General features: G+C 67.9%; 27 protein-coding genes. 20 read left to right on the top strand and 7 right to left on the bottom strand.

Translation table 11 applies throughout. The features are described 5' to 3' along the window. Window positions 1-37: 37 nt before the first annotated feature. From H6G16_RS11190 to H6G16_RS11170, 5 genes are all read left to right on the top strand, one after another. Window positions 38-745 (top strand): FecR family protein, encoded by a 708-nt coding sequence (locus H6G16_RS11190; RefSeq protein ID WP_190390391.1) that lies wholly within the window; start codon window positions 38-40, stop codon window positions 743-745. Next, window positions 742-2559, top strand: coding sequence for an adenylate/guanylate cyclase domain-containing protein (locus H6G16_RS11185; RefSeq protein WP_347238872.1), 1818 nt, complete (start codon window positions 742-744; stop codon window positions 2557-2559). Before H6G16_RS11190 ends, H6G16_RS11185 begins: the two co-directional genes overlap by 4 nt. 95 nt (window positions 2560-2654) lie before the next feature. Further along, complete coding sequence (locus H6G16_RS11180; protein ID WP_190390390.1) at window positions 2655-3413, top strand: FecR domain-containing protein; 759 nt, start codon at window positions 2655-2657, stop codon at window positions 3411-3413. Between the two features lie 62 nt (window positions 3414-3475). After that, a complete protein-coding gene (locus H6G16_RS11175; protein ID WP_347238880.1) occupies window positions 3476-5278 on the top strand; it encodes an adenylate/guanylate cyclase domain-containing protein in 1803 nt (600 codons plus the stop codon). Window positions 5279-5300: 22 nt separating this feature from the next. After that, window positions 5301-6026: a FecR domain-containing protein gene (locus H6G16_RS11170; protein WP_242036381.1), complete on the top strand. Its 726-nt coding sequence runs from the start codon at window positions 5301-5303 to the stop codon at window positions 6024-6026. On the opposite strand, the gene H6G16_RS11165 is transcribed toward H6G16_RS11170, so the two are convergent. After that, window positions 6023-7168, bottom strand: coding sequence for an FAD-dependent oxidoreductase (locus tag H6G16_RS11165; RefSeq protein ID WP_190390525.1), 1146 nt, complete (start codon window positions 7166-7168; stop codon window positions 6023-6025). The genes H6G16_RS11170 and H6G16_RS11165 overlap by 4 nt on opposite strands. Before the next feature lie 101 nt (window positions 7169-7269). Here H6G16_RS11165 and gatB point away from each other — a divergent pair, with 101 nt between their 5' ends. Together gatB and H6G16_RS11155 are read left to right on the top strand one after the other, a co-directional pair. Then, window positions 7270-8748: an Asp-tRNA(Asn)/Glu-tRNA(Gln) amidotransferase subunit GatB gene (gatB, locus tag H6G16_RS11160; RefSeq protein WP_190390387.1), complete on the top strand. Its 1479-nt coding sequence runs from the start codon at window positions 7270-7272 to the stop codon at window positions 8746-8748. 106 nt (window positions 8749-8854) lie between these two features. After that, window positions 8855-9256 (top strand): hypothetical protein, encoded by a 402-nt coding sequence (locus tag H6G16_RS11155; RefSeq protein WP_190390386.1) that lies wholly within the window; start codon window positions 8855-8857, stop codon window positions 9254-9256. Here H6G16_RS11155 and coaE read toward each other — a convergent pair. The 3 genes from coaE to H6G16_RS11140 are packed head-to-tail and all read right to left on the bottom strand — an operon-like array spanning window position 9243 to window position 11418. Next, window positions 9243-9857, bottom strand: coding sequence for a dephospho-CoA kinase (gene coaE, locus H6G16_RS11150; RefSeq protein ID WP_190390385.1), 615 nt, complete (start codon window positions 9855-9857; stop codon window positions 9243-9245). The genes H6G16_RS11155 and coaE overlap by 14 nt on opposite strands. Further along, complete coding sequence (locus tag H6G16_RS11145) at window positions 9857-10498, bottom strand: zf-TFIIB domain-containing protein (RefSeq protein WP_190390384.1); 642 nt, start codon at window positions 10496-10498, stop codon at window positions 9857-9859. The genes coaE and H6G16_RS11145 overlap by 1 nt, the downstream gene beginning before the upstream one ends. Next, window positions 10495-11418 (bottom strand): SPFH domain-containing protein, encoded by a 924-nt coding sequence (locus H6G16_RS11140; RefSeq protein WP_190390383.1) that lies wholly within the window; start codon window positions 11416-11418, stop codon window positions 10495-10497. The genes H6G16_RS11145 and H6G16_RS11140 overlap by 4 nt, the downstream gene beginning before the upstream one ends. 71 nt (window positions 11419-11489) lie before the next feature. Between H6G16_RS11140 and argJ the strand changes: the two genes are divergently transcribed. The 4 genes from argJ to H6G16_RS11120 are packed head-to-tail and all read left to right on the top strand — an operon-like array spanning window position 11490 to window position 15216. Continuing rightward, complete coding sequence (gene argJ, locus H6G16_RS11135; protein ID WP_190390382.1) at window positions 11490-12719, top strand: bifunctional glutamate N-acetyltransferase/amino-acid acetyltransferase ArgJ; 1230 nt, start codon at window positions 11490-11492, stop codon at window positions 12717-12719. 24 nt (window positions 12720-12743) lie between these two features. Beyond that, entirely contained in the window at window positions 12744-13238 is a 495-nt protein-coding gene (locus tag H6G16_RS11130; RefSeq protein ID WP_190390381.1) for a hypothetical protein, read from the top strand. Then, window positions 13235-13555 (top strand): hypothetical protein, encoded by a 321-nt coding sequence (locus H6G16_RS11125; protein WP_190390380.1) that lies wholly within the window; start codon window positions 13235-13237, stop codon window positions 13553-13555. The genes H6G16_RS11130 and H6G16_RS11125 overlap by 4 nt, the downstream gene beginning before the upstream one ends. Then, entirely contained in the window at window positions 13552-15216 is a 1665-nt protein-coding gene (locus tag H6G16_RS11120) for an AarF/UbiB family protein (protein WP_190390379.1), read from the top strand. Before H6G16_RS11125 ends, H6G16_RS11120 begins: the two co-directional genes overlap by 4 nt. 3 nt (window positions 15217-15219) lie before the next feature. Here H6G16_RS11120 and H6G16_RS11115 read toward each other — a convergent pair whose 3' ends face one another. Further along, window positions 15220-16620, bottom strand: a complete 1401-nt coding sequence (locus tag H6G16_RS11115) for a GGDEF domain-containing protein (protein ID WP_190390378.1) — start codon at window positions 16618-16620, stop codon at window positions 15220-15222. A gap of 230 nt (window positions 16621-16850) precedes the next feature. Next, window positions 16851-18146: a phosphopyruvate hydratase gene (eno, locus tag H6G16_RS11110; protein WP_190390377.1), complete on the bottom strand. Its 1296-nt coding sequence runs from the start codon at window positions 18144-18146 to the stop codon at window positions 16851-16853. Window positions 18147-18285: 139 nt separating this feature from the next. Between eno and gloA the strand changes: the two genes are divergently transcribed. From gloA to rplL, 8 genes are all read left to right on the top strand, one after another. Then, window positions 18286-18678, top strand: coding sequence for a lactoylglutathione lyase (gloA, locus tag H6G16_RS11105; protein WP_190390376.1), 393 nt, complete (start codon window positions 18286-18288; stop codon window positions 18676-18678). A 13-nt stretch (window positions 18679-18691) separates the two neighbouring features. Then, the gene (locus H6G16_RS11100; protein ID WP_190390375.1) at window positions 18692-21460 is read left to right on the top strand and encodes an AAA family ATPase; all 2769 of its coding nucleotides are present in this window, start codon (window positions 18692-18694) and stop codon (window positions 21458-21460) included. A gap of 119 nt (window positions 21461-21579) precedes the next feature. Continuing rightward, window positions 21580-21759: a preprotein translocase subunit SecE gene (secE, locus tag H6G16_RS11095; RefSeq protein ID WP_242036401.1), complete on the top strand. Its 180-nt coding sequence runs from the start codon at window positions 21580-21582 to the stop codon at window positions 21757-21759. A gap of 110 nt (window positions 21760-21869) precedes the next feature. Further along, window positions 21870-22484, top strand: coding sequence for a transcription termination/antitermination protein NusG (nusG, locus tag H6G16_RS11090; RefSeq protein WP_242036400.1), 615 nt, complete (start codon window positions 21870-21872; stop codon window positions 22482-22484). Between the two features lie 126 nt (window positions 22485-22610). After that, window positions 22611-23036 (top strand): 50S ribosomal protein L11, encoded by a 426-nt coding sequence (gene rplK, locus H6G16_RS11085; protein ID WP_190390374.1) that lies wholly within the window; start codon window positions 22611-22613, stop codon window positions 23034-23036. Between the two features lie 98 nt (window positions 23037-23134). Beyond that, a complete protein-coding gene (rplA, locus tag H6G16_RS11080) occupies window positions 23135-23842 on the top strand; it encodes a 50S ribosomal protein L1 (RefSeq protein ID WP_190390373.1) in 708 nt (235 codons plus the stop codon). Window positions 23843-24113: 271 nt separating this feature from the next. Then, complete coding sequence (gene rplJ / locus H6G16_RS11075) at window positions 24114-24641, top strand: 50S ribosomal protein L10 (RefSeq protein WP_190390372.1); 528 nt, start codon at window positions 24114-24116, stop codon at window positions 24639-24641. Window positions 24642-24710: 69 nt separating this feature from the next. Next, the gene (gene rplL / locus H6G16_RS11070; RefSeq protein WP_190390371.1) at window positions 24711-25094 is read left to right on the top strand and encodes a 50S ribosomal protein L7/L12; all 384 of its coding nucleotides are present in this window, start codon (window positions 24711-24713) and stop codon (window positions 25092-25094) included. A 274-nt stretch (window positions 25095-25368) separates the two neighbouring features. On the opposite strand, the gene H6G16_RS11065 is transcribed toward rplL, so the two are convergent. Then, the gene (locus H6G16_RS11065; protein WP_190390370.1) at window positions 25369-26061 is read right to left on the bottom strand and encodes a DUF3747 domain-containing protein; all 693 of its coding nucleotides are present in this window, start codon (window positions 26059-26061) and stop codon (window positions 25369-25371) included. Window positions 26062-26119: 58 nt separating this feature from the next. Between H6G16_RS11065 and H6G16_RS11060 the strand changes: the two genes are divergently transcribed. Continuing rightward, window positions 26120-26896 (top strand): ribonuclease HI, encoded by a 777-nt coding sequence (locus H6G16_RS11060; RefSeq protein WP_190390369.1) that lies wholly within the window; start codon window positions 26120-26122, stop codon window positions 26894-26896. Window positions 26897-26902 lie beyond the last annotated feature (6 nt).

Raw genomic sequence — 26902 nt, 5'->3', positions numbered from 1 at the left:
AGGCTGGGGGCGCTCCGGGAGTGCCCCAACGTCAGCCATGGTCTTGCCGATCCCACGCCATCCCATCAGCCAGCGCCTCCTGCTCCGTCCTGGGATGGCTCTGGCCCTCACCGGTTCGGTGGTGCTGGGCAGCGCTTCCCTGGAGGCCGCCAGCCCCGCTCCCCGGGTGGTGGACGTGCCCAGCACGCCGGCTTTCATCAAGCCGCCTCAGGGCCAGGAGCGTCAGGCCCGCCCGGGCCAGACCCTGGCCTACGAGTCGGTGTTGCGCACCCAGAAGCCCGGGCGGATGCAGGTGCAGCTTCCCAACGGCCGCAGCTTCCGGCTCGGCGGGGATGCGGTGTTGCGGCTGGGCCGCCAGCGCCTGGACCTGCAGCGCGGCCAGATCATTGCCTGGGTTAACCCAGGGGCCAAGGGTGGGTCACCGGTCACGATCCAAACCCGGGTGGCCACGGCGTCGATTGTGGGCACCACCGTGTTCATCGAGGCCACGGACACCGGCCTGAAAATCTTCAGTTGGGAAGGGGAGGTGGCCTGCACCACCCATGACGGCCAGCGCAAGACCCTGCGCAGCGGTGAGCAGCTGGCCTACGAGAACGGCACCTGGGCCAAAACCCGCCTGACCACGCAGGAAGCCGCCGCACGGCGTCAGAAGAGCATCCTGCTGAACGGCTTCTCGGCCCCGATGGAAACCCTGCCGGTGTTGGAGAAGGAGCTGGGTCTCAGCACCCTGCCGCCTGGCCGGTGAGGCGACCACCCCTGTGGGGTCTGGCCCTGTTCGCTGGGCTGGTGCTGGTCCAGCCGGTGCTGCGGCCCTCGCCCCCCGGCCAGGCGCTGGTGGCCCTCGATGCGGCCCTGCAGGCCGCCCTGTTCCGGCTGCGGGGGGTGCGCCCCGATCCTGCGGCTCCAGTGGTGCTGGCGATCGATGCGGAGTCGCTGGCCCTGGATCGCCTGTTGGCCCCCGAGGAACGCCAGGCTTCACTGCTGTGGCGGCAGATGGGCCCCTGGCCCTGGCCGCGGGCCTTGCAGGCGGAGTTGGCGGCCACGGTGCTGGAGCGCGGGGCCCGCAGGGTGGTGTTCAACCTGGTGCTGGCCCAGCCCAGCGGTTTCGGGCCGGCCGATGACGCCGCCTTTCAACGCCGGCTGGCGCCCTGGTGGCCCCAGCTGGTGCTGGCCGCCGCCGCGACGGCCTCCGACCAGCAGGGGCTGGAGCAGGTGCAGCTGCAACGGCCCCTCTACCCCGGCACGGCCGTGGGGCTCACCAACCTGCTGCAAAGTCCCCAGGGACTCACCGAGGCCATCCCTGGGCAGGCCTGGATCGACGCCTATCTCCAAGGCTTCCAGCCACCCCTGCCCCAGGCCCTGGCCTGGGCGGCTGGCGGCGGGGAAGCCGATCAGACGGGCGTGCCGATCCAGCCGCGCGGCATCAACTACCCCGGACCTGTGGGCACCCTCACCACCGTTCCGGCCTGGCAGCTGCTCGAGCAGCCCGACGAGCTCTGGCGGGGCCGCACGGTGGTGATCGGCGCCACGGCCGCTGAGTTGGGTGGCCAACTGGAAACGCCCTTTGGCCCCCAGAGCGGTACGGAGGTGCAGGCGGCCGCCCTGGCCAGCGTGATGGCCGGCACCACCATCGGCTCCCTCCCCGACCCCGCCCGGCTGGCCGTGTTGTTGGGCTGGGCCGGGCTGTTGGCCTGGAGCCTGACGCGGGTGGGCACGGCGCGGCAAGCCGTGGCCCTCAGCCTGGGCTGGATTGTGGCGGCGGTCCTGCTCGCGGCCCTGCTCTGGGGGTTGGCCTTCCTGTGGCTGCCCCTCTCGGCCCTACTGCTGCTGCCGGTGCTGGCAGGAGGCCTGCGCAGCGCGGCCTTGGGCTGGTGGGAAACCCGGGAGCGCCAGGTGTTGCACCAGCTGCTGAGCAAGCGCATGTCGCCCGCCCTGCTGCAGAACATCCTGCGGGAGCCGGGCTCCCTCTGGACCCAGCTGGGCGGCAGCCGCACCCGTTGCGTGGTGCTGTTCACCGATCTGGTGGGCTTCACCCCCCTGAGTGCCCGGCTGGAGCCGGTGGACTTGTTTGCCCTGCTCAACCGCTACTTCGACGGCCTGGCCCAGGCGGTGATCGACGAGCAGGGCCTGCTCGACAAGTTCATCGGCGATTCGCTGATGGCGGAGTTTGGCTTGCCCCGCAGCCGCGGGGAGGCCCAGGAGGCCCTGGCGGCCGTGCGGGCGGCCCAGGCCATGCAGCGCAGCCTGGCGCAGCTCAACCGGGAGCTGGAGGCTGCGGGCCAGCCGCCCCTGCAGCAGGGAATCGGCATCCACGTGGGCGATGTGGTGGCTGGCAATTTGGGGTCCTCCCAGCGGATGGAATACACCGTGATCGGTGCGGCGGTGAACATCGCCAGCCGGCTCGAAGGTCTCACCCGTCAGTGCCCTGGGCACAGCATCGTGATCAGTGCGGAGGTGCGCCGCCTCTTGCCCGAGGAGGTGGCGGTGCAGGCCTTGGGCACCTTTCACGTCAAGGGCTGGGATGTTCCTTTGGAGGTGTATGGCCTGGTGGAAGCCTGAGCATCACACCATGAGCGCCACACCAATGAAGGCTTTGTCGCTGTCAAGTTGGGGCTTTCAGCCTAAATTTCGGGTCTGAATGATGAGGCTTGTTCATGCGTGCCAATTCCCGAGGCTGGCTGGGTAGCAGGGCCTCCCTGATGGCCGCGGCGGTGATGGCGGCTGGGCTGTCTGCGCTGGTGACACCTGCAGCGGCACTGGCGGGTCCTAAACCCGATGCCCGGGTCCAGGAGATCCTGGATGGCAACGAGCTCTACATCGATCAGAAGCAGGCCAAGGTCAACCAGCTGGCCTACAGGCCCGAACTGATCTCCACCAAGCAGAGTCGGGGCAGCGTGGCCTTCAGCACCGGGGCCCAAGCCCGGATCAGCAAGAATTCCCAGCTCCGGCTTGGCAGTGATTGCGCTCGCCTCACCCAGGGCCAGATGTTGGTTTCCGGCAAGCAGAACACCTGTGTCGGCAGCGTCAAAATGAGCGTGCGGGGCACCCACTACATCGTGGAAGCGCTCGATGACGGCACGACGGAAGTGGCGGTGCTGGATGGTCAGATGACCTTCAGCCCCGGTGACACGGCCACCAAGTTCAGGCCTGGCTCGCGCGAGTTTGCCGAGCGGGAGGTGCTGCGCTTCGGTCCCGATGGCCAGCTGCTCAGCCGACGCTGCATGGTGGCCGCCGACTACCGCCGCTACTTCGCCAGCGATCTGGTGCAGGGATTTTTCTTTCCCCTCCCGCAGATTCAAGCCTTGGTGTCCACCCTCAGGCTTGAAGTGCCTGGTGTGACCCAGCTCCTGGGTCTGCTCAACACCGGCGGGAACCGCGGCCTGCTGGGTCTTCCCTTCGGTCTATCCCTTTGATGCTGGGGCGTCTGGCTGGACGCCCCGTCAGCCGGCCCACCCGGCTGCTCTTTTTGTCTGGCGTGATCCTGCTGGCCACCGGTTGGCTGGCGGGCTGGCCGCCGACCCCCTGGCGTGGCTGGGAGCGGATTGTCGAAGACGAGCTGGTGCGTTGGCGTGGAGCGCGCCAACCGCCCACCAAGGTGGTGCTGGTGTCGATCGATGACGCCAGCCTCCAGCAGGGGGCCTGGTTCGCCGAGGAGCCCAATCCCCCGGCCTGGGCCCAGGGCATCAGCACCCTTCCCTGGCCGCGGGCCCGTTACGCCGATCTGATCGAGCGGTTGCGGGCTGCCGGTGCCGCGTCGATTGCGATCAATGTGGTGTTCGAAGGGCCCAGTGGCCGCGGCCCCCTAGACGACGCCGCCCTCTCAGCAGCCCTGGCCCGGCATCGCGGTCACGTCGCCCTGGCGGCTGAGTACACCGAACCGCAGGACGAGCAGGCCGGAGCGGGCCTGGGCCTGGTGCAGCCCGATGCGTTCACGGCGCCCCTGGGCCTCACGAATGTGATGCCCTCCGGGGGCGGCGAGCCGGTGCGCCATCCGGAATTCTTCGGTCAGGTGGTGTTGCCCGCCCAGCAACTGCAGCCCTTCCCGGCCCTCAGCTCCACGGCCCTGGCCCAGGCCCGTCTCCCCAGCCTTCAGCGCGACAGCAGCAGGGAACTCAACTTCTATGGGCCCGAGCCCAGCCTCACCCGAATTCCGGCCTGGGAAGTGCTCGATCCGGCCCGTTGGGGCCGCCATCCCAAACGGGCCGCTCTCCAGGGTGCCGTGGTGCTGGTGGGCCCGGTGGTGTCCCAGGGCGGGATGGGCAGCCCCACCCCCTTCGGCCCGATGAGCGGGCTGGAGATGCTGGCCACCGCCACCGCCAATTCCCTGGTGGGGGATGGATTGGCTCCCTGGCCGGTCGATCCCTGGGCCCGGGCCCTGGTGGCGATGGCGCCGGTGTTGTTGGTGGCCCTGGTGTTTCTGCGCAACACCACCAAGCTCCAGTGGCGCATGGGCGCACTGGGGGTGGTGCTGCTGTTGCAGCTGGTGGCCGGTTACGCGGTGATGCGCTGGGGCCAGCGCTGGTTGCCGCTGTTGGCACCGATCACCGCCCTGGTGATGGTTGGAGTTGTGTACGGGGTGGACGCCTATCTGGTGGAGGGCAAGGAGCGCCGGCGGCTGCGGCGCACCTTCGAGCGCTACGTGGCCCCCAGTGTGGTGTCGGAAATTCTCTCCTCGCCGGAGGATGCCGACGCCATCCTGCGGGGCCGGTTGCTGCCGGTCACGGTGCTGTTCTGTGATCTTCAGGGCTTCACCACCCTCACCAAGCGGCGTTCCGATGCGGGCCAGACCCAGGCCTTGGTGGAGCAGCTCAACGCCTATCTCACCGACATGGTGGAGGTGATCACAGCCCATGGCGGCACCGTCGACAAATTCATCGGTGACTGCGTCGTGGCTGTGTTTGGATCTCCTGTCAGCCGGGGCGTTCAGGAGGAAGCGGTGGCCGCCGTGCAGTGCGCCCGGGCGATGGGCCAAGCCCTCGAGCAGCTCAACCAGGGCTGGCAGGCCAAGGGGATCGAACCACTGGGCAATGGCATTGGCCTGGCCTCCGGCGAGGTGGTGGTTGGCCAGATTGGCAGCCCCCGACGGATGGAGTTCACCGTGATCGGCGAGAAGGTCAACCTGGCCGCCCGGCTCGAGGCCCTGACGCGCAAGTTGGGGGTGAATGTGCTGCTGGATGGAACCACCATGGACCTCGCCCAGCCCCAGGTGGCTTTTCGGCCCATGGGTCTGCAGCCCATTCGCGGTGCTGGTGACGTCGACGTTTACACCCTCGCTTGAGATGGTTGCTTCCTTTGGGCTTTTGACTGGGCGGCTGTCCTCCCTGCTGGCCCTGCTGCTGACGGTGCCGTCGGCCGCCCTGGCCGCCCCTGCCGTTGCGACGAGCGCCACGGTGCAGCAGATTTTGGATGGCAAGGAGCTCTACATCGATGCGCGCCAGGCGGTGGTCCAGCAGAAGGCCTCTGCCCCCCAGGACATCAGCACCGGCCAGTCCCGCGGACAACTGGCCTTCACCTCCGGAGCGGTGGGGCGCCTCAATCGCCATTCCCAGCTGCAATTGGGCGACAGTTGCTTCCTGCTCAGCAAGGGGCAAATCCTGGTGTCGGGGGCCCAGAGCGGCTGCACCCGCTCCTCACGCTTGAGCGTGCGCGGCACCAACTACCTGCTGGAGGTGAACGACAACCAGGAAGCGGAGTTGTCCGTGCTGGAGGGCAGCGTGGAGGTGGAGACCCTGCAGAACGGTGAACCCACGGGCGCCGCACCCACCCGGGTGGAAGCAGGCCAGAAACTGCGCCTGTCGCCCCAGGGAGTGATCCTCACCCTGCTGAAGCTCTCTTCCGGGGATTACACCGGCATTCTCAACGGCCCCCTGTTTGAAGGCTTCTCGATTCCCCTGCCGGCCATGGGCGCCCTTGACAGCTACATCCGCGCCAACGTGCCAGGGGTGTCGATTCCAGGCATGCCCGGAATTCCTGGGATCCCCTCGGCTCCCTCGGTGCCGAGCTTCGGCCTGCCGCGCTTCTTCTAAGAGCGGCCTTCGCCAGCAAAGCGATCCCAGCCAAAGGCCTGCTGCCAGGGGCGGCCGCTGGGCAGGGTCAGATCCAGGTTGTTGGCCGGCGGGCCGGTTGGGCTGATCTCGCGGCCCAGCAGCTCGGCCGTGATCGCCGCCAGCAGCACCCCGTTGCGGTGGTGGCCGGCCGCCAGCCACAGCCCAGGAATCGGGCTCGTGCCCAGCAGGGGTGCTTCGTCGGGGGTGCAGGGGCGAAAGCCCCACCAGCGCTCCATCGGCGGCCAATGGCTGGCGGCGGGCAGCAGGGCGGCGATGCCGTCCTGCAGTTGGCGTTGGCCCACGGGAGTGAGCCCCTCGCTGAAGCCCGCATCGGCCTCACTGGTGGCACCCACCACCAGCAGCCCGTCCTCCCGCGGCACCAGGTAGGTGCCAGGGCCAAAAATCACCCGGCCCAGGGCCTGCCTTGGCCCCTGCAGCGACAGCATCTGGCCCTTCACCGGCGCAATCGGTAGCTCGGGCAGCAGCTGGGCACTCCAGGCCCCGCAGGTCAGCACGGCCCGCTCGGCCGGCAGCCGCTGGGCTTCGCCGGCGGCATTGCGCAGCTGCACGGCTTGGAGAGCTCCGACCCCATCGCGCTCCAGGCCCAGCACCTCGGTGCCCTCCTGGAACGTCACCCCCAGCTCCACGCAGGCCCGCTCCAGGGCCCGCATCAGCCGGCGGCGGTTGTCGATCTGGCCGTCCTGCTCGAACAGCAGCCCCGCGGCCCAGGAAGCTCCGATGCCAGGAACCTCCCGCTCCAGGGCCTGGCGGTCAAGCGGTTGGCCGCAGCCAGCGGTGGGGTAGGCGTCCCGCTCCTCGACGCTGGCGAAGGGCACCACGATGCCGCAGGGCCGCAGGCCGCAGGGCAGGCCGCTGTCGGCTTCGATCTGCGCCACCCAGGCGGGGATCCGCGCCTGGCTCGCCTGGCCAAGGGCCAGCAGGTCGCCCCTGAGCCCTTCGGCGTGGGGCGCCAGCATGCCTGCGGCCACAAATCCGGCGGCTTCGCTGCGGCGGCGGCTCAGCACCAGCACCGACTCCCCGCGGCGGGCCAGCTGGTGGGCGATCGCCAGGCCCATCAGGCCCCCACCGAGGATCAGCACCGGTTCCGGGGCGGCGGCCATGGCCTTGAACGTGGTGTGGGGCAGACCGGGCACCCCCATTCCGTTTCAGGGTAGGTGCCCTTCCATAGGATCGGGCCACGCACAGGAGCTGGAGAGCATCGATGGCAGGGGCAGCACAGGCCGAGTGGGAAGCCGTGATCGGCCTGGAGACCCACGTGCAGCTGGGCACCGCCAGCAAGATCTTCACCAGTGCTTCCACCGCCTTCGGCGACGATCCCAACACCCACATCGACCCGGTGGTGTGTGGCTTGCCCGGCACCTTGCCGGTGCTGAATCAGAAGGTGCTCGAGTATGCGGTGAAGGCAGGACTCGCCCTCAATCTCCACATTGCTGAACACAGCAAATTCGACCGCAAGCAGTACTTCTATCCCGACCTGCCCAAGAACTACCAGATCTCCCAGTACGACGAGCCGATTGCCGAAGACGGCTGGATCGAGGTGGAGGTGGCCGAGAAGGGCAAGGACACCTACACCAAGCGCATCGGCATTGAGCGCCTCCACATGGAGGAGGACGCCGGCAAGCTCGTGCACGCCGGCAGCGACCGCCTGGCTGGCTCCACCCACTCGCTGGTGGATTACAACCGCGCCGGGGTGGCCCTGGCCGAGATCGTCAGCAAGCCGGATCTGCGCACCGGCCGGGAGGCGGCGGAATACGCCTCGGAGATTCGCCGCATCATGCGCTATCTGGGGGTGAGCGACGGCAACATGCAGGAGGGTTCCCTGCGCTGCGACGTCAACATTTCGGTGCGGCGGGGACCTGAGGCTCCCTTCGGCACGAAGGTGGAGATCAAGAACATGAATTCGTTCTCCGCCATCCAGAAGGCGATTGATTACGAGATCCAGCGCCAGATCAAGGCCTATGAGGCCGGCGAGCCGGTGGTGCAGGAAACCCGCCTCTGGGATGAGGGCAAGCAGCTCACCAAGAGCATGCGGGGCAAGGAGGGTGCCAGCGATTACCGCTATTTCCCCGATCCCGATCTGGGTCCGATCGAGGTGAGCGACGCCCAGCGCGAAGCTTGGCGCGCTGAGCTGCCGGAACTACCGGCTGCCAAGCGTCACCGCTATGCCGACCAGCTGGGCCTGTCGATCTACGACGCCCGGGTGCTCACCGATGAGCGGGCCATGGCCGAGTACTTCGAGGCCGCCGTGGCCGCCGGCGCCGATGCCAAGGCCGTGGCCAACTGGGTCACCGGCGACATCGCCGCCTATGTGAATGCCAACCGGCTTTCGATCGCGGAGTTGCCGCTCAAGCCCCAGCAGTTGGCCGAGATGGTGCAGCTGATCGAGGGCGGCGTGATCAGCGGCAAGATCGCCAAGGAGATCTTGCCCGAGCTGCTGGAGCAAGGCGGCTCGGCCAAGGCGATCGTCGAGGAGCGGGGTCTGGGCATGATCAGCGATCCGGCGGCGATCACGGCGATCGTGGAGGAGTTGCTGGCTGCCCACCCCGCTGAGGTGGAGGCCTTCCGCGGGGGCAAAACCAAGCTGCAGGGTTTCTTTGTGGGCCAGCTGATGAAGCAAACCGGCGGCAAGGCCGACCCCAAACTGGCCAACCAGATTCTGATCGCCAAGCTCAACGGCTGAGCGCCTGCCTCGCCTCGACGGACCAGTTCATGTTAATTAAAGTCACTGGTGTTGCATTTATTCGTGGGTAAGTTAGGGTTTTCCCGTCTTATTTCGCCCCAATCTAGTGACCAACTCCCAATTCGAGTTTGGCGCCGCTGAAAACAAACACTTCAGCGCCTTGGCCAGATTGTGCCTTGTTTCGGCTTTGGCGCTGCTCGTTTATGGCATTGCCAATGCATCATTTCTGTTCAATGTGATTGCAAGCGGCAAGGTTTCCTTGTTGCTGCGCACCCTCGATGATGCCTTCCAAACTCTGGCAGCTTTGTTTGCGGCTTATCAGCTCAATCAGGCTGCAAAAGGCTTCCGCAAGATTGTCAATACCCAAGGCGACGACCTGGTTCTTTTGAATCTTTCCAGCCAGAAGTTGCGGCTTGTGTTTTCCAGCCTGGCGTTGATGTTTGTCTTGCTCGCCATCCGTTTCATCATTGATTACCCAGCCCTGATCACCTGGATCAAGGCCTCCTGAGCGCCTGCTCCACCTGGCTGACGAGGGCGTTCGGCTGGCCGCGATTGTCGATCACCATGGTGGCCAAGGCGCGCTTGCGCGCCAGGGGCCACTGGGCGGCCATGCGGGCCCGAGCTGCTGCTTCGCTGAGGCGGTCACGGGCCATCAAGCGCTGCAGCTGCTGGGTTTCGTCGCAATCCACGAGCCACACTTCGCTGCACAGGCTTTCCAGGCCGGCTTCGAACAGCAGCGGGATCATCAGCACCACCGTGGCGGCCCTGGCCTGTTGCTGTAAGTCCTCCTCGAAACGGTGGCGCACGATCGGATGCACCAGGTTTTCCAGCCAGCGGCGCTCGGCCGGGTCGTCAAACACAATCTGCCCCAGGGCGGCTCGGTTGAGGGCCCCGTTGGGGGCCCGAACCCCTTCCCCGTAGCGCTCCAACACCGCCCGTTCGCCAACCGATCCGGGTGCCAGGGCCTCTCGGGCATAGCCATCCGCATCCAGCACGGGCAGCCCGCGGGCTTCCAGCAGGCGCCCCACGCTGCTCTTGCCCGTGGCGATGCCACCGGTGAGCCCGATGCGGCGTTGCCCTGCCAACTCCGGCAACTCCGGCAGCCCCATCAGCCCAACCAGCGGGCCAGGGCCCGGCCCAAGGGGTTCAGCACCTCCAAGCCTTCGGGGGCGTCGCCCTGCAGTTCGGCCGCCGCGGCTGCCCGGCGAGCCGCTCGCAAGGCCTGGTCTTGCTCCTCCTGGTGTAGTTGCTGATCGAGCAGGGCGCCACCGGCGCGGGTCCACTCCAGCAGCTGCCGCAGTTCACCGGCATCCAGCCACACCCCGTGATCCCGGCAGCGGTCCACGATCACACCACTGCGGTGGCCGAACAGGCTGCGGTTCATCAGATCGCCACACACCGCACAGGGCCGATAGCGCACGGCGCCCTCGTGCTGGCGTGGAGCCTTGGTGAGGGCGTCCAGCAGGCGGCGATCCGTGTTCAGCACCTCGGCGGCCGCCGGACGCAGCAGGGTTTCCAGGCTGCCGGGCTCGAGACACAGGCCCAGGCAGGTGGGGCAGCGGCCCAGCCGCAGCTCCTGGAGCTCCACCAACTCCAGCGGCCCGTGGCCGTTGGGGCAGCTGTGCTCGGGCCAGGGGCCTGACCCCACCGCATGGCTCCAGCCCTGCAGATCCAGGTCGGCCCGGCTGCCGCAGTAGGCGCAGCACACGGCGCCGCTCGGAATCGGGGCCGCACAGCTCAGGCAGTTCACGGCGCCCCGTCCTCGTCGGCCGCGGGGGGGGGAGGTGGTGGTGGCGGGGGCGGGCTCAGCCGCTCGCCCAGGCCAAAGCCCATGGCCAGCCCGGCTCCGGCCGCCGCGCTGCCGCTGGGGTTGGCCGCGGCCTTCTCCAGGGCAATGCCTTCCTGGTAGGTGCGGAAGGCGGCCAGATCGCCGGTGAGCCCAATGGCGGTGCGGCGATCGAGCGCGGCTTCCACCTCTGGCGGCAGGGTGAGGTTCTCGATCAGCAGGGTGGTGAGCTCCAGGCCATAGCCCGCCCACTCCGCCGCCAGCCGGCTGCGCAGGGCGTCCGCCAGCGCGTCATAGCGGCTGGCCAGGTCGAGCACCGGCTGATGGCTGTCCCCCAGCAGGTCGGCCAGGCGGCTGGTGATCAGGTTGCGCAGCTGCTCGCTGATCTGGTCCACGGCGAAGTGGGGATTGCTGCCACTCAGCTCGCGGATCAGCTGGATCGGGTCCGCCACCCGCAGGCTGTAGCTGCCGAATCCCCGCAGCCGGATGGGTCCCAGCTCCGGGTCCCGCAGGATCAGGGGGTGGCGGGTGCCCCACTTGCGGTCGGTGAACTGGCGGGTGGCGACGAACAGCACCTCGGCCTTGAAGGGGCTCTCCAGGGCCGTGGGCAGGGCCAGCAGGCTGGTGAGCACCGGCAGGTTGCGGGTTTCCAGCCGGTAACGGCCCGGCCCGAAGGCGTCGGCGATGCGGCCTTCATTCACAAACACGGCCTGCTGGCCCTCGCGCACGATCAGCTGGGCCCCCCATTTGATGGCGTTGCCCTGGCGTTCGAAGCGCCACACCAGGGTGTCGCTGCCGTCCTCGGTCCAGTCGATGACGTCAACGAATTCCCCCCGGATCCGCTCGCCGATGTCCATCGCGCACTCCTGCCCCAGGGCTGCCATTCGGTTCCCAGGATGCCCCTGCCGCGTCGATTCGGCTGCAGGGTGAGGATGGCTCCAGCTCCCCGCCCACCGTGACCCATTCCTGGCACCCGATTCCCGGCGGCATCACCGCCCCCAGCGGCTTCCTGGCGGCGGGAATCACGGCGGGCCTGAAGGCCTCCGGCAATCCGGATCTCTCCCTGCTGCTGGCTCCGGAAGGGGCGGTGTGCGCCGGCACCTTCACCACGTCGCTGGTGCGGGCCGCCTGTGTGGATCTCTGCGCCGAGCGGCTCGTGGCCAGTGGCGGCCACGCCCGGGCGGTGCTCACCAATTCGGGCCAGGCCAATGCCTGCACGGGCGATCGGGGCCTGATCGACAGCCTGCGGGCCACCCAGGCCCTGGCCGATCGCTTGGGGCTGGCATCCGAGGAGGTGCTGATCTGCTCCACGGGCGTGATCGGTGTGCCGATCCCCATGAATACCCTGCTGGCGGGCCTGGATCCCCTGGCCGAAGCCCTCAGCTCCGCGGGGGGGGCGGCGGCGGCCCGGGCGATCCTCACCACCGATCTGGTGGACAAGCAGATCGCCCTGGAGGCCGAGTTGGGCGGCCGCACGGTGCGCCTCGGCGGCATGGCCAAGGGGTCGGGAATGATCCACCCCAACATGGCCACCATGCTCGGCACCCTCAGCTGTGATGCGGGCGTGCCGGCGGAGATCTGGCAGGCGATGGTGAAGCGGGCGGTGGACCGCTCCTTCAATGCGATCACGGTGGACGGCGACACCAGCACCAACGACACGTTCCTGGCCTTTGCAGCCGGGGAGCCCTTAAGCCCCGAGTTCTATGGGGCGCTGGAGGCCGGCCTGACGGCGGTGTCGCAGCACCTGGCCAAGGCGATCGCCCGCGATGGTGAGGGTGCCACCTGTTTGCTCGAGGTGCGGGTGGAGGGCGCCGTCGATGACGCCGGTGCCCGCGCCATTGCCCGCACGGTCTGTGGTTCGTCCCTGGTGAAGTGCGCCGTGCACGGCCGCGACCCCAACTGGGGCCGGATCGTGGCGGCGGCGGGCCGCGCCGGGGTGCCCTTCGATCCCGAGGCCGTGGCCCTGTGGCTGGGCGAGCACCAGCTGATGGCGGCGGGCCAGCCCCTCACCTTTGATCGTGCCGCCGCCTCGGGGTACCTGCGCCAGCGTGCCGCCGGGGCCTACCTGCAGGACGACACCGTGCAGATTCGCCTGCGGCTGGGCGATGGACCGGGCTGCGGCCTGGCCTGGGGGTGCGACCTCTCGGATCAGTACGTCCGCATCAACGCCGATTACACGACGTAGGCGGGCACAGGCCAGACTGGGCACATGGTGCAAGCCCCCGTTTCGGCCTCCACGCCCCCTCGCCCCCGGCCCCGCTGGCAGGTGCCGCTGCTGGCCGGCGTCTGCTTCGGCCTTGGCTATGGCCTGACCCACCGGCTGCTGGCCCTCCAGTTGCCCTCGCTGGTGCGGCTCGGCCAGGGCTTTGAGGTGCGTCCCTTCCCCGGCACCTCCTTGGAGAGCCTGCGGCTGCGGTTTGGGGCCGACAGCCAGGAGGTGCGCGGCAGCCTGGATCTGCTGGAGCTCGAGCGGCAGACCAATGCCGACAAGCCAGCCGCCCAGCCGGAGGCCCTCCCCACGGCGGAGGACGAGGCCAGGCGCGCCCGCGATGAGCTGGAGGCCGCTTCGGAGCTGCCGGGCGATCCGGCTCCAGCCCCGGAGCCGCGGCTCCAGCCCCCCGCCCCCAGGGCGGAGGCCCCGCCTCCCCCCCAGTTGCCTGGCGAGGATCAGCCCCTGGGTTCCCCGGAGGCCGGCCCGCGATGAGTGCGCCGCAATCGCTGCTGCAGGCTGCCCTGCAGCGTCTCGGAGCCCGGTTGGGCAGTGGTCTGGTGGATGGGGCGGCCAGCCTGGCCCTGCTGGCCCAGGACGCTCCCGAACGCCTGCGTCAGGAGCTGCAGCTGTTCTGGGAGGAGGTCGAGGCGGAGGCCGAGCGGATCGAACGGGAGGGCCAGGGGCTCACCAGGGATCCCCAAGGTCCCGATGGGTCCGATGATCCGGCTGGCCAGGACCCCCAGGATCAGATCGATGCCCTGCGCGCCAAGGTGGCGGCGATGGCGCGACGCCTGGACCAGCCTTCGTGATCCTGCGGCCGCTGCGCATCTGGTGGTTGGCCCTGGCGCTGGTGCTGGGGCTGTGGTGGGACGGCCAGGGCTGGACCTATCCCGGTGGCGTCAGCGCCGAGCGCCAACGGCGGCGTCAGCGCCGGCGCGCCCGCTGGCTCACCCAGGAATTCCTGGCCCTGGGCTCGGCCTTCATCAAGCTCGGCCAGTTGCTCTCGGCCCGGCCCGATGTGCTGCCGGCCGAGCTGGTGGAGGAGCTGGCCACCCTCCAGGACCGGGTGCCCGCCTTTCCGTTCACGGTGGTGCAGGACCTGCTGGAGCAGGAGCTCGGGGAGCGCTGCTCGGAAATCATCGACCTGGAACCCGAACCCCTGGGCTCCGCCAGCCTGGCCCAGGTGCATCGCGCCAGCCTGCGCAGCGGCCGCCAAGTGGTGCTCAAGGTGCAACGCCCAGGGCTGGAGCGCACCTTTCGGCTCGACCTGGAGGTGCTGCAGCAGGTGGCTGGCGCCGTGCAGCGCCATCCCCGTTGGGGCCGCGGCCGCGACTGGATCGGCATCGCCCAGGAGTGCCGGCGGGTGTTGCTGCGGGAGCTCGACTTCCGGCTCGAGGCGGAGCATGCGGCCCGCTTTCGCCAGCAGTTTCTCGACGATCCGGGGATCCGCATCCCGGCGGTGGTGTGGGAGCTGAGCACCCGTCGGGTGCTCTGCCTGGATTACGTTCCCGGCATCAAGATCACCGACCGCCAAGCCCTGCTGGAGGCCGGGATTGTGCCCGCTGCGGTGGCGGAGAAAGGGGCGGCCAGCTATCTGCAGCAGCTGGTGCGTTTCGGCTTTTTCCATGCCGACCCCCACCCCGGCAACCTGGCCGTGGCCGCCGATGGGGCCCTGATCTACTACGACTTCGGCATGATGGGGCAGCTCTCGAGCCGCCTGCGGGGCCGCCTGGGCAGCATGGTGCGTGCCGCCGCCAGCCGCGATGCGGCCGGCCTGGTGGGGGAACTGCAGCAGGCCGGGGTGATTGCCCCCGGTGTCGATCCCGGGCCGGTGCGCCGCCTGGTGCGCCTGATGCTGGAGGAGGCCCTCACGCCCCCCTTTTCCGCCAACGTGCTCGAGCGACTGTCGGGGGATCTCTACGACCTGGTCTACGGCCAGCCCTTCCGCCTGCCCCCAGAACTCATTTTCGTGATGCGGGCCCTCTCCACCTTCGAAGGGGTTGGCCGCAGCCTGGATAGCGGCTTTAGCTTGGTGGCGATCGCCCGTCCCTACCTGCTCCCTCTGATGACTTCAAGCGGTTCAGGCAGCGGCGACCGGTTTGGCAACGAGCTCTTCAACGAGATTTCCCGGCAGGCGGCCGAGGTGGGGAGCCGCGCCCTGGGCATCCCCAAGCGTCTCGACGACAGCCTGGCCCGCATTGAACAGGGCGACCTGCAGGTGCAGATCCGTGCCGGCGAAACCGATCGCCTGCTGCGCCGTCTGGCCCTGGCCCAGCAGGCTGCGGGGCAGTCCATGCTGCTGGCCGGATTGGCAGTGGCTGCGGCCCTGCTGGCCGCAAGCGCTCGCCCCGCCCTGGTGGCCATCCCGCTGTTGGCGGGTTTGCCGGTGGGCCTGAGCTGGCTCAAGCTGCAGGGCCGGCTCAAGCGCGACGGCCGTATCGATCAGCTGCCTGGGGTGGGGAAGTCCTGAGCTTCAGTCCAGGCGGGTTGGGCTCGACTCCGCTGGACGGCGGCTCGATTTGACCGCATACATCGCCTCATCCGCCTTCGCCCAGGTCTGCTCCAGGGTGGCGTGCTGTTCGCTGAGGGCAGCCCCGATCGACGCATCGACGCCGCTGTGGCGAAGCGCCTGACGCAGGCGTTCCACGAACTCTTCCAGGCCCTTTGGACTGGGGTTGACGATCAAGAGGGCGAATTCATCGCCGCCCACCCGGGCCAACAGGTCGCTGCTGCGCAGTTGGGCAGCCATTTGGCTGGCGGCGATCTGCAGCACCTCATCGCCCATCTGGTGGCCCTGCTCGTCGTTGATCTGTTTGAAGCCGTTCAGATCAATCACCACCAGCCCGTACTGGTAACCATGGCGCTGGCGCCGGCTTTCCTCGAGGTTGAGGGCTTCATCCCAGGCCCGGCGGTTGGCGATGCGGGTGAGGCCATCGGTGCGGCTTTCTCGCACGAGCGCCTCATTGAGCCGGCGCAGGCGGATCTCTGAGCGGCGACTCACCAGCACCACGATGCTGGTCCCCAGCAAGCCCATCACAAAGACCAGACCGGTCGCCCGCCAGGACATCCCATTGAGGATGCGGTGATCGATGCTCAGCTGGGTGCTGACCAGCTGGTTGGCAAAGGGAACGATCTTCAGCTCTTCCAATTTCTGATCGTCCTGTTCCAGGTCCAGCTTGGGCAGGGCCTGGTGCAGGCTTGCCTCGTCCTTCAGCACGCCGGCCGAATCGACCTGTAGGTCCATACGCAACTCGTCGCCATCCTTTTCACTGGTGAAGAACTGCGGCAGGGTTCGGTCCTGATCGTGGCCCAGGGTCGCCAACCTGTTGGTGGACAGATTCACCAGGGCGAAGGATGCCTTGCGCTCGCCCCGCACGGTCCAGGGGCCATCAACGAAGGCCAGCCAGCCCCTGGGCTTCCCCTGGATCGGGTAGACCCGGACCTCCAGAGGGTCGAGCCCATCGTCCAGTTCCCTGCATTGGTGCTGGGCCAGGTCGGCCTTCAGGCCGCTGGAGGCGTCACCCAGGGCGGTGGGCACCGACTGGGCCTGCGGATCGCGGCTGGGATCCAGGGGCAAGCGGCGCAGGATCTGCTCGGCCTCCTGCCTGGACAGCCTGCTGCTAGAGGGGCTCTCCAGGCGCCCGCTGCCCAGGTTGACCACGCCGATGGTGGCGTTGGGGTCGGGGTCCGTGCGCGCTCCGTCGGGTTCTCCGCTCATCACATTGCTGCGGGCGAGCGACAGGCCCCTGAGGGTGCTGGCGATGGCGTTGCAGTGCGACGAGGCCAGATGGCTCACCTCGAAGGCTCCGACCGTCTCGAGGGGCTCGTGCACGAGCTTGTAGGTGAAAACGCTCGCCCCGACGGAGCCAAGCATGCCGATGCCCGCCAAAACGGCAGAAAGCTGCCATGCCTGGCTGGCCTTGGGACGGGCTCCTTGGCGGTGCTCGGGATTGAGATCAGCTAAAGGATTAGGCGTTGACGACGCGTCTGAGGGGTATCTCAATCCAGTCCATCTCCCCGATTCGCTTTATTTTTACAATGCAGTGAGTGTAGTCTTTATTTATACTTTTGTCGACCTAAATTTGGTAGTCCTCGATGCAAAATTTAGGCTTTGCCGCGGGGGCCGCGGTCTTCGGCGCCGGCGTAGACCGCCTGGCTGCCGAGTTCGTCTTCAATGCGCAGCAGCTGGTTGTACTTGGCCACCCGGTCGGAGCGGCTGAGGGAGCCGGTCTTGATCTGGCCGGCGCGGGTGGCCACCGCCAGGTCGGCGATGGTGGTGTCTTCGGTTTCGCCGGAGCGGTGGCTGATCACGCTGGTGTAGCCGGCGCGGCCAGCCAGATCGATCGCCTGCAGGGTTTCGGTGAGCGAACCGATCTGATTCACCTTGATCAGGATCGAGTTGGCCACGCCCAGGTCGATGCCGCGCTGCAGCCGGGCGGTGTTGGTCACGAACAGGTCGTCGCCCACCAGCTGCACCGTCTTGCCAAGGCGCTCGGTGAGCAGGGCCCAGCCTTCCCAGTCGTCTTCGGCCACGCCGTCCTCGATCGACACGATCGGGAAGCGGCTCACCAGCTGGGCCAGCTGGTCCACCATCTCGGCGCTGCTGTAGCTGCCGCCACCGAAGCTGTAGCGGCCGTCCTTGAAAAATTCGGTGCTGGCCACATCCAGGGCCAGGGAGATCTGGTCGCCGGGGCGGTAGCCGGCCTTCTCGATCGCCTGCACCAGCAGCTCACCGGCGGCGTCGTTGCTGGCCAGGTTGGGGGCGAAGCCGCCCTCGTCGCCCACCGCGGTGGAGAGGCCCTGGCTGCTCAGCAGGCCCTTGAGGGTGTGGAACACCTCGGCGCCCATGCGCAGGGCTTCGCGGAAGCTGCCGGCGCCGTGGGGCACCAGCATGAACTCCTGGAAGTCCATGTTGTTGGAGGCGTGGGCGCCGCCGTTGATCACGTTCATCAACGGCACCGGCAGCAGGTTGGCCAGGGGCCCCCCGAGATACCGGTAGAGGGGCAGGCCCACGCCATTGGCGGCTGCCCGGGCGGTGGCCAGGCTCACCGCCAGCACGGCGTTGGCGCCCAGGCTGGATTTGTTGTCGCTGCCGTCCAGTTCCGCCATGGCGCCGTCGACGGCGCTCTGGTCCAGGGCGCTGAGGCCGCACAGGGCCGGGGCGATCCGCTCTTCGATGTTGTTGACGGCCTGGGTGACGCCCTTGCCGAAGTAACGGCTGCCGCCGTCGCGCAGCTCGTGGGCCTCATGGGCACCCGTGCTGGCGCCGCTCGGCACGATCGCCCGACCGCTGGCACCACCCTCGAGCAGCACCTCCGCTTCCACCGTGGGGGTGCCGCGGGAGTCGAGCACCTCCCGCGCCACCACGGTGTCGATCACAAGGTCGAGGGAGTCGATCACGTCGGCGCGCCTGTTGCTGACTTGGGCTGATCCTATGGGTCACCCCCTCTACCCCTTTTGTGCCAACGGGTACCGCCCCCGGGCTTGCTCGCCACAATGGGGGCGTTGAGTCTTGGTTGCCGGCCCACCGGTTTCGTTGATGCGCCTGCTGCACACCATGCTCCGGGTGGGGGATCTGGAGCGTTCCCTCTCCTTCTATACGGAGGTGCTGGGCATGCGCCTGCTGCGCCGCAAGGACTACCCCTCGGGCCGGTTCACCCTCGCCTTTGTGGGCTACGGCGAGGAGAGCGACACCACCGTGCTGGAGCTCACCCACAACTGGGATACCGCTGCCTACGACCTCGGTAGCGGCTATGGCCACATCGCCCTGGGGGTGGATGACATTCAGGCGGTGTGCGAGGCGATCCGTGCCAAGGGCGGCAAGGTGGTGCGCGAACCGGGCCCGATGAAGCACGGCAACACGGTGATCGCCTTCGTGGAAGATCCCGATGGCTACAAGGTGGAACTGATCCAGCTCTCCTCCCGCGGCTGACCCCACCAAGCCCATGCGCGCCGATCCCGTGCCCCCCAGCCTCACCAGCGAACCCGATCGCTTCAGCGATGACGCCTGGGACCTGCTCCTGGCCAGCCAGGACACGGCCCGCCGCTGGCGCCATGGCGCCATGGATGTGGAGCACCTGCTGCAGACCCTGCTGCTGGAGCGGCGCTTCGCCCCCTGGCTGGACCCCCTGCCCCTCGATCCCGATCGCCTGTTGGACCGGCTCGAGAGCTTCTGTGCCGACCAGCCCGGCAGCACCGGTGAGGCGCTCTACATCGGCGATGCCCTTGAAGACCTGCTGGAGGACGCCGAGCGCTGCCGGGCCGCCTGGGGATCTCCCCTGCTGGACCTGCCCCATCTGCTGATGGCCCTGGTGCGGGAGCCCCGTATCGGCGCCGCGCTGCTGGGGGGGGAGGGGCTCAGTGAAGATCTGCTGTTGCGCCAGTTCCGGCCGGGTGCCGCGGTTGCCCCCGCCACCTCCACCCTGCCGCTCCAGCCTCCCCCAGCTTCTGCCCCTGCCCCCGCCGTCGGCCCGGTTTCAGCAGGGCTGTCCGATGCCTGGATTGACACGGCCAGCCCAGCGACGTCCCTGTCCTCGCCTCCGCCACTCGCACCCAGCTCCGAACTTCGCCTGGAGCAGGAGCCGCCCGAGCCCAGCGCCCTGGAGCGCTATGGCCGTGACCTCACCGCGGCGGCCCGGGCCGGCGAGCTCGACCCGGTGATCGGTCGCGACCTGGAGATGCGCCGCCTGATCCAGGTGCTCTCGCGCCGCAGCAAGAACAACCCGGTGCTGATCGGCGAGCCCGGTGTGGGCAAAACCGCTGTGGCTGAGTTGCTGGCCCAGCGGATCGTCACCGGTGAGGTGCCCGACTCGCTGCAGGGCCTGCGGCTGGTGGCCCTGGATCTCGGCGCCCTGATCGCCGGGGCCAAGTTCCGCGGCCAATTCGAGGAGCGGCTGCGGTCCGTGCTCAAGGAGGTGCGTGATGCCGATGGGGTGCCTGGCGCGGCCGGGGTGGTGCTGTTCATCGATGAGTTGCACACCGTGGTGAGCAACGACCGCTCCAATGCCGACGCCGGCAGCGTGCTGAAACCGGCCCTGGCCCAGGGCTACCTGCGCTGCATCGGCGCCACCACGCCGGAGGAGTACCGCCGCAGCATTGAGAAGGATCCGGCCCTCGATCGGCGCTTCCAGCAGGTGCTGATCAAGGAGCCCGGTCTCGACACGAGCGTGGAGATCCTGCGGGGTCTCAAGGAGCGCTACGAGTTGCACCACGGCGTGGCGATCACCGACCAGGCCCTAGTGGCGGCGGCCCGGTTGGCGGATCGCTACATCACCGATCGCTGCCTGCCCGATTCGGCCATTGATCTGGTGGATGAGGCCGCCGCCCAGCTGCGCATGGAGGTCACCTCCAAGCCCCAGTTGGTGGAGGCCGCCGAAGCCGAGCTGCGGCGGGTGGAGCTGGCCCTGCTCTCGGCGGAGGCCGCTCCGCTGGAGGAGCGGGTGCAGTGGCAAGACCAGCGCCGCCGGGCCACCGAGGCGCTGCAGGAGGTGCAGCAGCGCTGGCAGGCGGAGCGGGAGCGGCTGGCGGAACTGCGGGATCTGCTCCAGCAGGACGACGATCTGCGCCACGCCATCGGGGAGGCGGAGCGCCAGGGCGACTACGAGGAGGCGGCCCGGCTGCAGCATGACCAGCTCAATGGTCTGCAGCAGCGCCGCGAGACCCTCGAGGCGGAATTGCAGGGGGAAACCATCCTGCGGGAGCAGGTGGAGGAGGGGGACATTGCCGATGTGGTGGCCCGCTGGACCGGTATCCCCGTGCAGAGGTTGCTGGCGGGCGAGCGGCAGAAGCTGCTCGAGTTGGAAGCCCGCTTGGGCGAGCGGGTGATCGGCCAGCCGGAGGCGGTGGCGGCGGTGGCCGCGGCGATCCGCCGGGCCCGGGCGGGCATGCAGTCGCCCACGCGGCCGGTGGGCTCCTTTCTGTTTCTGGGCCCTACCGGTGTGGGCAAGACCGAGCTGGCCAAGGCCCTGGCAGCGGCCCTCTTCGATGAGGACGACGCCCTGGTGCGGCTCGACATGAGCGAATTCATGGAGCGCAACGCCGTGGCCCGGCTGGTGGGGGCCCCCCCCGGCTACGTGGGCTATGAGGAGGGCGGCCAGCTCACCGAGGCGGTGCGGCGCCGGCCCTACGCCGTGCTGCTGCTGGATGAGGTGGAGAAGGCCCATCCGGAGGTGTTCAACCTGCTGCTGCAGGTGCTCGACGACGGCCGCCTGACGGACTCCCAGGGCCGCACCGTGGATTTTCGCCACACGGTGGTGATCATGACCAGCAATCTGGCCAGTCGGGCGATCCTGGAGACCGCCCGCGCCGGCGGTGATCCGGCCCTCGCTGGGGAGCTGGAGGCCCGCCTGGCCCAGCAAGTCGACCAGGCGCTGTCGGCCCAGTTCCGGCCTGAATTTCTCAACCGGATCGACGAGGTGATCCGCTTCCGTCCCCTCGGTCCAGCCGATCTGCAGAGGATCGTGCGGCTGCAGCTGGCCGAGTTGGCCCGGTTGCTGGCGGAGCAGCATCTGGTCCTGGAGGTGCCGGAGCCGGTGGTTCAGGCCCTGGCCGAGCAGGGTTACGAGCCCGAATACGGTGCCCGGCCCCTGCGGCGGGTGCTGCGCCGTCAGTTGGAGAATCCCCTGGCCACGGAGCTGCTGGCCGAGCGCTTCAGCGGTGCCCGGGGGGTGCGCGTGGAGCCCGGCGATCCCTTGACCTTTGTGCCCCTCGGGTAGGGTGGTCGTTTGCCGGCCAGTGCGGACGAATCCGCGCCCCATCCGTCCTGACTAACGATCCGCCCAATCCTGATCAATCCGCTGCGACCCCTGAGCCCGCCACGGCTCCGGAATCACCGCTGCCGCCCGAGGGCTTTGCCGCCGCCACCTTGGCGGAATTGCGCAAGGTCGTCTGGCCCAGTCGTCAGCAGCTGTTCAGCGAGTCGGTGGCCGTCATCTTGATGGTGAGTCTCTCGGCAGCGGCGATCGCCGCCATCGATCGTTTCTATGGCTGGGCGGCCATCCAGGTCTTCCGCTGAGTCCGCGTTCCGTTTCCGTTGTGAGTCCCGTGTCTGAGCCCCTGACCGACAGCCCTACCGACCGTTCTCTCGACGTCCTGGGGTCCGCAGACGATGGGCTGGAGACCGGCCTGGAGCCCAACGCCCAGGTGCTGGAGCAGCCGGCTGGCGGTGAAAAGCTGCAGGTGGCCCGCTGGTACGCCGTGCAGGTGGCCTCGAGCTGTGAGAAGAAGGTGAAGGCCACCCTGGAGCAACGGGCGGTGACCCTCGGCGTGGACAATCGCATTCTGGAGATTGAGATTCCCCAGACCCCCGGGGTGAAGCTCAAGAAGGATGGCTCCCGTCAGAGCACCGAGGAGAAGGTGTTCCCCGGCTACGTGCTGGTGCGGATGGTGCTGGATGAGGACACGATGATGGCCGTGCGCAGCACCCCCAACGTCATCAACTTCGTGGGGGCCGAGGAGCGCCGTGCCACGGCCAAGGCCCGGGGTCACATCAAGCCCCGCCCCCTCAGCCGCTCGGAGGTTGACCGGATCTTCAAGCGGGCGGCCGAGAAAAAGGCTGTTGTCAAGGTGGATCTCACCGAAGGCGACCAGATCCTGGTCACGGCAGGTCCGTTCAAGGACTTCCAAGGCGAGGTGATCGAGGTGTCCGGAGAGCGCAACAAGCTCAAGGCCCTGCTCTCGATCTTTGGCCGGGAAACCCCGGTGGAACTCGAGTTCTCCCAGATCAGCAAGCAGAGTTAGGCCCCGGCCCCTCAGCGGCCGTCTCCCTGCGGAGGACGGCCGCCTCCCGCACACCTCCAGTTCTGGAGGTCATCCGCAGGACCGCCCCCACTCCCGTTGGGAGTTTTGCCCCAGTAGCCCGAGACGATGGCCAAGAAAGTCGTTGCCGTAATCAAGCTGGCCCTCGATGCCGGCAAAGCCAACCCCGCGCCGCCGGTGGGCCCTGCCCTCGGTCAGCACGGCGTCAACATCATGGCGTTCTGCAAGGAGTACAACGCCCGCACGCAGGAGAAGGCCGGTCTGGTCATCCCGGTGGAGATCTCGGTCTTCGAAGACCGCAGCTTCACCTTCATTCTCAAGACCCCTCCCGCCTCCGTGCTGATCTCCAAGGCCGCCGGCATTGAGAAGGGTGCCGCCACCTCTGCCAAGGGGTCGGTGGGTGCCATCAGCCGTGCCCAGCTCGAGGAGATCGCCAAGACCAAACTGCCCGACCTCAACTGCACCAGCGTTGAGTCGGCCATGCGCATCATTGAAGGCACCGCCCGCAACATGGGCGTCGCCGTCAACGACTGAGCCCCGCTCCGTCCCCAATCCATCCACCCTTACCCGGGGGAGATCCAGGCAGTCCCGCATCGGTTCCAGACCTGAATCGTCCGTACCCCATTCCCACCATGCCGAAAATTTCCAAGCGTTTCGCCGCTCTCAGCGCCAAGGTCGAAGACCGCAGCTACGCGCCCCTGGAGGCCATTGAGCTGGTCAAGGCCAATGCCAATGCCAAGTTCGACGAAACCCTCGAGGCCCACGTGCGCCTCGGCATCGATCCCAAGTACACCGACCAGCAACTGCGCACCACCGTGGCCCTGCCCCATGGCACCGGCCAGTCGATCCGCATTGCGGTGATTGCCCGCGGTGAGGCCGTGGCCGCCGCCAAGGCCGCTGGCGCCGATCTGGCCGGCGACGACGACCTGGTGGATCAGATCGCCAAGGGCGAGATGGAGTTTGACCTGCTGATCGCCACGCCCGACATGATGCCCAAGGTGGCCAAGCTGGGCCGGGTGCTCGGTCCCCGGGGTCTGATGCCGAACCCCAAGGCCGGCACCGTCACCACCGATCTGGCCGGCGCCATCAACGAGTTCAAGGCCGGCAAACTCGAGTTCCGGGCTGACCGCACCGGCATCGTGCACGTGCGCTTCGGCAAGGCCAGCTTTGATGCGGCCAAGCTGCTCGACAACCTCAAGGCCCTGCAGGAGACCATCGACCGCAACAAGCCCAGCGGCGCCAAGGGCCGCTATTGGAGGAGCCTGTACGTGACCTCCACGATGGGCCCTTCGGTGGAAGTCGACTTTTCCGCCCTGCAGGACATCAAGCAGGAGGGCTGAGCCGGCGCTTCAAGATGTAAGGTATTGGACTGGCTTTTGCCAGAAGGGCACGCGCCCAACCCCAGACAGCAGGTTGCCTGTGTGGTCCGGTTCTCCGGCCCACCTTGTGTAAGTCCTGCCGAGGTGATCGCGACAGGTTTGGCTCCAGATCGGATTCGTCCGGACGGGTGACAGAACAGGCAGCGGCCTCGAGCTGACGTTTTCCCATCCGGGAAAGCCTCGGCGTCCCGGGCCGCGTTCCCCGCTTGTTCCCCTGATCCGTTCCTTCCCTATGGGCCGCACTCTGGAGAACAAGCAACAGATCGTCGAAGAGCTCAAGGGGCTCCTCGGCGAGGCCGAAATGGCGCTGGTCCTCGATTTCAAGGGCCTGACCATCAAGGAGATGTCTGATCTGCGGACCCGTCTGCAGGCCAGCAACGGTGTGTGCAAGGTGACCAAAAACACCTTGATGCGCCGAGCCATTGATGGCGATAGCGCCTGGTCGAATCTCGATTCCCTGCTCACCGGCACCAACGCCTTCGTGCTCGTCAAGGGCGACGTGGGTGGTGCGGTGAAGGCCGTGCAGTCCTTCCAGAAGGACACGAAGAAGTCGGAAGTGAAAGGAGGCCTTTTCGAAGGTCAGCTCCTCTCCCAATCCGACATCAAGGCCATCGGGGATCTGCCCTCCAAGGAGGTGCTCATGGCCCAGATCGCCGGTGCGATCAATGCCGTGGCCACCAAGCTGGCTGTGGGCATCAACGAGGTTCCATCCGGTCTTGCCCGGGCGCTCAACCAGCACGCCGAATCTGGCGAAGGCTGATCGCATTCCGCGCGTTCGAGCTCCCTCGATCCGACTGTTCACAAACAGATCTGTTGCTGATTCCCAACCATGTCCGCTACTACCGACAAGATTCTCGAATCGCTGAAAACCCTTTCGCTGCTTGAGGCTTCCGAGCTCGTCAAGCAGATCGAAGAGGCTTTCGGCGTGTCCGCCGCCGCTTCCGCCGGCGTGGTGATGGCCGCCGCTCCCGCAGCTGCTGCCGAAGCCGTTGAAGAGAAGACCGAATTCGACGTCATGCTCGACAGCTTTGACGCCGCCGCCAAGATCAAGGTGCTGAAGGCCGTCCGCGAGGCCACCGGCCTCGGCCTGGGTGAAGCCAAGGCCCTGGTGGAAGGCGCTCCCTGCGCCATCAAGGAAGGCATCGCCAAAGGCGAAGCCGAAACCATCAAGAAGGCTGTGGAAGAAGCCGGCGGCAAGGTCACCATCAAGTGATCCCTGGGCCCCTTGGGCCCTTGCTTGTCCAAAACTCAGCCGGCCCTTTGGGGCCGGCTTTTTGCTGCCCCCCCGCGCCAATAAAAAAGCCCCGCCGAAGGCAGGGCTCTGAGTTGGAACGATTCCGGGAGTCTGTCCTCGTTTCGACCCTGGAAGAGCGTTCCCACTCCTCACACGCTGAGACCATAACGGCCTGGGTTGGGGAGGGGGAGGTGGGATCGGCCTGTCTGGCAACTGTCCCCACCCCTGGCGCGTGATTGAGTCGCTGAATGATTCAGTCGCTGAAGGGGATCACCGGCAGTCGGATCGGCCCGCGGGCCACCAGGCTGCTGCCACTGGTCCGGGTTGGGCCCGGCAGGCTGGGCGGGGCCACCGGTGGCCGCAGGGCCAGGGGGGCGCCGCTTGCCTTGGCCAGCAGCTGGGGCAGGGGGCTGGGATTGGCGAAGTAGATGTGGCTGAGGGTCTGGCTGTTGAACACCCGCCGCTGCAGGTCCCAGCCCGGCTCGAGGGTCAAGGCCACAAAGCCGTCCCGGTCGCGCAGGGGCACGTGCGCCCTGCCCACCACCAGCACGGTGGGATTGCTGGTGGTGCTGGCCTCCAGTCGCAGCTCGGTGCCGCTCTGGCGCAGTTGCAGCCGGTAGCGGCTGGCCAGGTCCTGGCCGCCGATCCGCAGGGAATAGCCGTTGCTGTCGAGATAGCGGCTGCAGATGCCGGTGAAGTTGAAGCGATTGAGGGCCGGGTCCACCAAGCCGTCAGGCCGTTGTTGCCAGCAGAGGGGCTGGGCCTGGATCTGCTCCAGCACCAGCAGGTTCCAGTCGCTGGGGCCCACCGGCCGCGCCAGCACCGCAAAGCGACTGCTGTCCATGGGCCTGCTGTCGAACAGGCTGGCGGCGCCGGCCCAGGGGGTGAGCAGGGCCAGCCCGGCGCCCGCTAGAGCCAGGTAGGTTCGACGTACGGCCTGGTCCATGGCTCGGGCAAGCGCAACGGGCAGGTGTGTTCTCTAGCGAGCTTTGGGGAGTTGTCCAGTGGCGGCTGAGCCGGTGAGAGTGGTGGCTGCGGCCTGTGATGGTGCCTGCAGTGGCAATCCGGGGCCTGGGGGCTGGGGGGCGTTGCTGCGCTTCGAAGATGGCTCGGTCCATGAACTGGGTGGGGCCGATCGCGCCACCACCAACAACCGCATGGAGCTGACGGCGGCCCTGGCCCTGTTGGAGGCCCTCAGGGACTTGCCCCACGCCCCCGGGCTCGCGATCCGCACGGACAGCCGCTACTTGATCGACGGCTTCAGCAAGTGGATCCAGGGCTGGAAGCGCAAGGGCTGGCGCACGGCCTCGGGTGGGGCGGTGCTCAACCGGGATCTGTGGGAGCAGTTGGATCGGGCCCGCCTGCCGGGGGTGGAGTTGGTGCATGTGAAGGGCCACAGCGGCGATCCCGACAACGACCGTTGCGATGCGATCGCCGTGGCCTTCTCCCGGGGGCAGATGCCGGCGATGGCGGTCGGCGAGGTGGTGGCCACCGCCCGGATCGAGGCCGATGTGCCGCCCTTGGAGCCCGTTGAGTCGGCGCCGGATCAAGCCCCGGCTCCGTTGCAGCACCTGCTGAGCCGTCTTGAGCTGGCCGACCGGTTTGCCGTTCAGGGCTATGGCCTCAGCCTGGTGGAATTGGCCCAACTGGTGGAGCAGCCCTTGCAGCAGCTGGAGCGTCGCCGTGAACCCTGGCGCTGGCGCGACTGGCAGGTGCTGCCCCTGGAGGGGGGGCGCTGGCGTTTGGAACGGGACGCGGGAGGATTGGAGGATCGGGAGTGAGCGGCG

Source organism: Cyanobium sp. FACHB-13342 (assembly GCF_014697415.1).
Taxonomy (GTDB): domain Bacteria; phylum Cyanobacteriota; class Cyanobacteriia; order PCC-6307; family Cyanobiaceae; genus Cyanobium_A.
This window is presented reverse-complemented; position numbering and strand designations above follow the sequence as displayed.

What these genes read in the sequence shown, in the direction of transcription:
- H6G16_RS11180 (WP_190390390.1), top strand. Translation starts at nt 2,655, where the DNA reads ATGCGTGCCAATTCCCGAGGCTGGCTGGGTAGCAGGGCCTCCCTGATG.
- H6G16_RS11165 (WP_190390525.1), bottom strand. Translation starts at nt 7,168, where the DNA reads ATGGCCGCCGCCCCGGAACCGGTGCTGATCCTCGGTGGGGGCCTGATG.
- rplK (WP_190390374.1), top strand. Translation starts at nt 22,611, where the DNA reads ATGGCCAAGAAAGTCGTTGCCGTAATCAAGCTGGCCCTCGATGCCGGC.
- H6G16_RS11065 (WP_190390370.1), bottom strand. Translation starts at nt 26,061, where the DNA reads ATGGACCAGGCCGTACGTCGAACCTACCTGGCTCTAGCGGGCGCCGGG.
- H6G16_RS11130 (WP_190390381.1), top strand. Translation starts at nt 12,744, where the DNA reads ATGGTGCAAGCCCCCGTTTCGGCCTCCACGCCCCCTCGCCCCCGGCCC.
- rplJ (WP_190390372.1), top strand. Translation starts at nt 24,114, where the DNA reads ATGGGCCGCACTCTGGAGAACAAGCAACAGATCGTCGAAGAGCTCAAG.
- rplL (WP_190390371.1), top strand. Translation starts at nt 24,711, where the DNA reads ATGTCCGCTACTACCGACAAGATTCTCGAATCGCTGAAAACCCTTTCG.
- H6G16_RS11125 (WP_190390380.1), top strand. Translation starts at nt 13,235, where the DNA reads ATGAGTGCGCCGCAATCGCTGCTGCAGGCTGCCCTGCAGCGTCTCGGA.
- H6G16_RS11115 (WP_190390378.1), bottom strand. Translation starts at nt 16,620, where the DNA reads ATGCTTGGCTCCGTCGGGGCGAGCGTTTTCACCTACAAGCTCGTGCAC.
- H6G16_RS11140 (WP_190390383.1), bottom strand. Translation starts at nt 11,418, where the DNA reads ATGGCAGCCCTGGGGCAGGAGTGCGCGATGGACATCGGCGAGCGGATC.
- coaE (WP_190390385.1), bottom strand. Translation starts at nt 9,857, where the DNA reads ATGGGGCTGCCGGAGTTGCCGGAGTTGGCAGGGCAACGCCGCATCGGG.
- rplA (WP_190390373.1), top strand. Translation starts at nt 23,135, where the DNA reads ATGCCGAAAATTTCCAAGCGTTTCGCCGCTCTCAGCGCCAAGGTCGAA.
- gatB (WP_190390387.1), top strand. Translation starts at nt 7,270, where the DNA reads ATGGCAGGGGCAGCACAGGCCGAGTGGGAAGCCGTGATCGGCCTGGAG.
- H6G16_RS11190 (WP_190390391.1), top strand. Translation starts at nt 38, where the DNA reads ATGGTCTTGCCGATCCCACGCCATCCCATCAGCCAGCGCCTCCTGCTC.
- gloA (WP_190390376.1), top strand. Translation starts at nt 18,286, where the DNA reads ATGCGCCTGCTGCACACCATGCTCCGGGTGGGGGATCTGGAGCGTTCC.
- H6G16_RS11100 (WP_190390375.1), top strand. Translation starts at nt 18,692, where the DNA reads ATGCGCGCCGATCCCGTGCCCCCCAGCCTCACCAGCGAACCCGATCGC.